At 67.4% G+C, this 5399-nt stretch carries 2 protein-coding genes; both read left to right on the top strand.

The genetic code is table 11. From position 1 onward, the window contains the following. On the top strand, positions 1–629 hold a 629-nt coding region (locus ACFW01_RS38230; protein WP_384511453.1), incomplete at its 5' end, for a phosphopantetheine-binding protein. Then, positions 629–5399 (top strand): amino acid adenylation domain-containing protein (locus ACFW01_RS38225; protein WP_384511450.1); only part of this gene is annotated, 4771 nt, incomplete at its 3' end. The genes ACFW01_RS38230 and ACFW01_RS38225, both read left to right, overlap by 1 nt.

Genomic DNA, 5399 nt, shown 5'->3' with positions numbered 1-5399 from the left:
TGGAGTATGCGGGGCGTGCGGATGAGCAGGTGAAGATCCGTGGGTTCCGGATCGAGCCGGGCGAGGTCCAGGCCGCCGTCCTGGCGCATCCGCAGATGGCCCAGGCCGCGGTGATCGCACGGGAGGACACTCCGGGTGAGGTCCGGCTGGTGGCATACGTCGTGGCCGGGGACGGTGTGGTGGGGAGCACGTTGCCGGAGGCGGTGCGGGAGCTGGTGGGTCAGCGGCTGCCGGAGTACATGGTGCCGTCGGCGGTGGTGGAGCTCCAGGAGCTGCCGCTGACGGTCAACGGCAAGCTGGACCGCAAGGCCCTGCCCGCCCCGGACTACGCGGTGGTGGCCGGTGCGGGTCGGGCGCCTGCCAATGCCCGTGAGGAACTGCTGTGTGCGGCGTTCGCGCAGGTGCTGGGTCTGGAGAGCGTCGGAGTCGACGACGACTTCTTCCGGCTGGGTGGGCATTCCCTGCTGGCGGTACGGCTGATCAGCCGCATCCGCACGGAGCTGGGTGTGGATGTGGAGATCCGAGCGCTGTTCGAGGCCCGGACCGTTGCAAGGCTCGCAGATCAGGTCGGAGACCAGAGAACAGCTAGGCCGGCGCTTCGGCCGATGCGCAGGCAGGAGGAGTCCTGATGCTTCCGTTGTCGTTTGCACAGCGTCGGTTGTGGTTCATCGAGCAGTTGGAAGGGCCGAGCGCGACTTACAACATTCCGGTAGCACTGAAGCTAGTCGGCGAGGTGGACCGGGCGGCTCTGAGTGAGGCGTTGCGAGATGTGATCAAACGGCACGAGGTGCTGCGCACGATCTTCCCTGTACACGACGGCGAGCCACATCAGCAGGTCCTGGATGCCGCAGACTTGGACTGGTCCCTGCAGGCGGTGGACTTGTCAGTGACGGGTCGGACCGACTCCGTGGACCTGAAAGAAGCGGCAGCCGAGAAGATCGCAGGGTGCGTCTTCGATCTGACCGCTGAAGTGCCTTTCCGGGCATGGCTGCTCTCGGCGGGGCCGGACGAGCACGTACTTGCCGCCGTGGTCCACCACATCGCTGCCGATGGCTGGTCCATGGGCCCGCTGGCGCGGGACATTTCGACCGCCTACGCGGCGCGTCGTGAGGGCAGAGAACCCGTGTGGGAGCCGCTGCCGGTGCAGTACGCCGACTACACACTGTGGCAGCGCGAGTTGCTCGGTGATGAGAAGGACCCCGACAGTGTGGTGGCCCGGCAGATCGCGTACTGGCGTGAGGCATTGGCCGGGATGCCGGAAGAGCTTGCGCTTCCATTCGATCGTGTACGTCCGGCCGTGGCCAGCCACCGTGGATTTGACGTGCCGTTGGAGATCCCGGCGGAGGTGCACGCACGGCTGGCTCAGCTGGCGCAGGATGAGGGCGTCACCACGTTCATGGTTCTTCAAGCATCCCTTGCGATGTTGCTGTCGCGACTGGGCGCCGGCACCGACATCCCGATCGGCACCGCTGTGGCCGGGCGTACCGATGAGGCCTTGGAGGATCTGGTCGGGTTCTTCGTCAATACGCTCGTGATCCGGATGGATCTGTCGGGAGATCCGACGTTCCGTGAGGTGCTGGGCCGGGTGCGTGAGGTAAGCCTCTCGGCGTTGGCACACCAGGATGTGCCGTTCGAGCGGCTGGTGGATGAGCTGGCCCCTGCCCGCTCGCTGGCGCGGCATCCGCTGTTCCAGGTGATGTTCACTGTGCAGAACACTGCCCGGAAGGCGCTGGACCTGTCGGGCGTCGAGGCCGGGGGAAGATTTTCGGCGGGGGCGAGCGCGGCGCGCTTCGACCTCGATGTGAGCGTCAGTGAGACGTTCGATGCGGAGGGAGAGCCGGCCGGGCTGCGAGGCGCGGTGATTGCTGCCGCCGACTTGTTCGAACTGCAGTCCATAGAACTCATTGTTGAGCGCTGGGTCGGCCTCCTCACGGCGATGGTTACAGACCCGACGGTCCGTATGGGCGCAATGGATCTGTTGGGCGGGGAAGAGCGGCACCGCCTGCTGGTGGAGTGGAACGACACTGCCGTCGAGACGCCCGGAGTGCCGGTTCCGGCGCTGTTCGAGGAGCAGGCGGCGCGGACTCCGGACGCGGTGGCCATCGTGGCCGAGGACGTGCAGGTGTCGTACGCGGAGCTTGATGCTCGGGCGAACCAACTGGCGGGCCTCCTGAACAGTCAGGGCGTCGGTCCGGAGAGCGTCGTGGGGCTGTGCCTCGGGCGAGGCGCGGACATGATCGTGGCGATGCTGGCGGTGTGGAAGGCGGGAGGCACCTATCTGCCGGTGGATCTGGAGTACCCGTCCGACCGAATCGCCTTCATGCTGGCGGACAGCCGTGCCGATCTGGTGATCAGCCGAAGGGACGATGCGGAGACCGCGCTCGTTGAACTGGGCGTTGAACGAGTGGTGTGGCTTGACGATGCGCAGGTCAGGACCGCGTTGGCTGCCCTCCCGTCGACTGCGCCTGAGACGTGTGCGTCCTTGGACGGTCTTGCGTATGTGATCTATACGTCAGGGTCGACAGGGCGACCCAAGGGCGTAGCAGTCACGCATGCGGGACTTCAGAACTATGTGGTGTGGGCGGCAGCCGTCTATGGAGCGAGTCGAGGCGGAGGAGCGCCCCTGCACTCTTCGCTGGCCTTCGACCTGACGCTGACGAGTGTGCTGCCGCCGCTCGTGTCGGGGACGGCGGTGGCGGTCAGCCGCGGCGGAAGCGCGGATGGTCTGGCGGAGTTGGTACGGGCTCGGTTGTCGCGATCGGAGTCGGATGGCCCAGCAGATGGCTTCGATCTGGCGAAGGTCGTACCGGGCCACCTGCCGTTGCTGGCGGAACTACTGACGGACGAGCAGGCAGCAGCAGCGGCACGGCGATTGGTGGTCGGTGGTGAAGTTCTGCAGGGAGCAGACGTCCGAACTTGGCTGAAGCGTGCTCCGGCGTCGGTCGTAGTCAACGAGTACGGCCCCACAGAGACGGTGGTGGGGTGTTGCGTATTCGAGATTGCGTCGGGCGACGAGGTGCGCGAGTCGGTGCCGATTGGTAGGCCGATCGCCAACACCCGTCTGTATGCGCTGGACGGTGGGCTGCGGCCAGTCCCGGTTGGTGTAGTGGGTGAGCTGTATGTGGCGGGTGCGGGTGTTGCCCGGGGGTATGTGGGGCGTGCGGGGCTGACCGGAGAGCGGTTCGTGGCGTGTCCGTTTGAGCCGGGGGTGCGGATGTACCGGACCGGGGATCTGGTGCGGTGGAACCGGGTGGGTGAGCTGGAGTATGCGGGGCGTGCGGATGAGCAGGTGAAGATCCGTGGGTTCCGGATCGAGCCGGGCGAGGTCCAGGCCGCCGTCCTGGCGCATCCGCAGGTGGCCCAGGCGGCGGTGATCGCGCGGGAGGACGCTCCGGGTGAGGTCCGGCTGGTGGCATACGTCGTCCCCGCGGACGGTGTGGTGGGGAGCACGTTGCCGGAGGCGGTGCGGGAGCTGGTGGGTCAGCGGCTGCCGGAGTACATGGTGCCGTCGGCGGTGGTGGTGCTGGAGGCGTTGCCGTTGACGGTTAACGGCAAGCTGGACCGTAAGGCGCTGCCGGCCCCGGACTACGCGGTGGCGGGTGCGGGGCGGGCGCCGGCTAATGCCCGTGAGGAGCTGCTGTGTGCGGCGTTCGCGGAGGTGCTGGGTCTGGATGGTGTGGGGGTGGAGGACGACTTCTTCCGGCTGGGTGGGCATTCGTTGCTGGCGGTGCGGTTGGTGAGCCGGGTTCGTTCGGTGCTTGGGGTGGAGGTGCCGTTGCGGGCGCTGTTCGAGGCGCCGACGGTGGCTGGTCTGGCGGCGCGATTGGCGGAGGCGGACGAGGCACGGCTGCCGTTGACGGCCGGGGTGCGTCCGGAGCGGGTGCCGTTGTCGTTCGCGCAGCGTCGGCTGTGGTTCCTGGGGCAGCTTGAGGGGCCGAGTGCGACTTATAACGTGCCGGTGTCGTTGCGGTTGTCGGGGGATGTGGACCGTGCGGCGCTGGCTGCGGCTTTGCGTGACGTGGTCGGGCGGCACGAGGTGCTGCGCACGGTCTTCCCTGTGCACGAGGGCGAGCCCTATCAGCTGATCCGTGAAGTGGATGATCTCGACTGGGACCTGTCGGTGGTGGAGGTGGCTGCGGCAGAGCTTGAGGGGGCGGTGGCTGAGGCGGAGGGGTATGCCTTCGATCTGTCGGTGGAGGTGCCGTTCCGGGCATCGCTGTTCACCACAGATGCGGGTGCGGGTGAGCGGGTGTTGGTTGTTCTGACGCATCACATTGCGACGGATGGCTGGTCGAGGGGTCCGTTGGCGCGGGATGTGTCGGTTGCTTACGCGGCCCGCTGTGCGGGCCGGGTGCCGGTGTGGGAGTCGTTGCCGGTGCAGTATGCGGATTATGCGTTGTGGCAGCGGGAGTTGCTGGGTGATGAGGGGGATGCGGGCAGTGTGCTGGCCCGGCAGGTGGAGTACTGGCGTGGTGTGCTGGAGGGGGCGCCGCAGGAGTTGGTGTTGCCGTTCGACCGTGGGCGGCCGGCGGTGGCCAGTCACCGGGGACACAGTGTGCCGTTGGAGGTTCCGGCGCAGGTGCATGCGCGGCTGGTGGAGGTGGCGCGGGCCGAGGGTGTGACGGTGTTCATGGTGCTGCAGGCGGCGCTGGCCACGCTGCTGTCCCGGCTGGGTGCGGGTACGGACATTCCGGTCGGGTCGGCGGTCGCGGGGCGGACCGATGAGGCTTTGGACGATCTGGTCGGCTTCTTCGTGAACACTCTGGTTCTGCGGACGGACCTGTCGGGGGATCCGACGTTCCGTGAGCTGCTGGAGCGGGTGAGGGAGAGTGGGCTGTCGGCCTATGCGCATCAGGATGTGCCGTTCGAGCGGCTGGTGGAGGAACTCGCACCGGTGCGTTCGTTGGCGCGGCATCCGTTGTTCCAGGTGATGCTCACGCTGCAGAACAACGATGCAGCCGTCCTGGATCTGCAGGCGGCGCGGGCCGGCGGGTTTTCCGGGCAGGCCCCTGCAGCGAAGTTTGACCTTGAAGTGAGTGTGGGGGAGGTGTTTGGCGAGGACGGTTCGCCGGCGGGGCTGCGGGGTTCGCTGATCGTGGCGGCTGATCTGTTCGAGGCGGACACCGCGGAGCAGATCGGGTGGCGTTGGGGCCGGGTGCTGGAGGCGGTGACCGCTGATCCGGGTGTGCGGGTGGGATCGGTGCAGGTGCTGGATCCCGCAGAGCGGGATCGGGTGCTGGTGGAGTGGAACGACACCGCGGTGGAGGTGCCGCGGGTGTCGGTGGTGGGGTTGTTCGAGGCGCAGGTGGTGCGGGATCCGGGTGCGGTGGCGGTGGTGTTCGAAGGTGTTGGGGTGAGTTATGGGGAGTTGGATGAGCGGGCGAATCGTCTGGCCCGGT

It is taken from the genome of Streptomyces sp. NPDC058985, from assembly GCF_042740985.1.
Classification (GTDB): Bacteria; Actinomycetota; Actinomycetes; order Streptomycetales; family Streptomycetaceae; genus Streptomyces.
The sequence above is the reverse complement of the archived record's forward strand: the minus strand, read 5'-3'. Positions and strand labels throughout refer to the sequence as shown.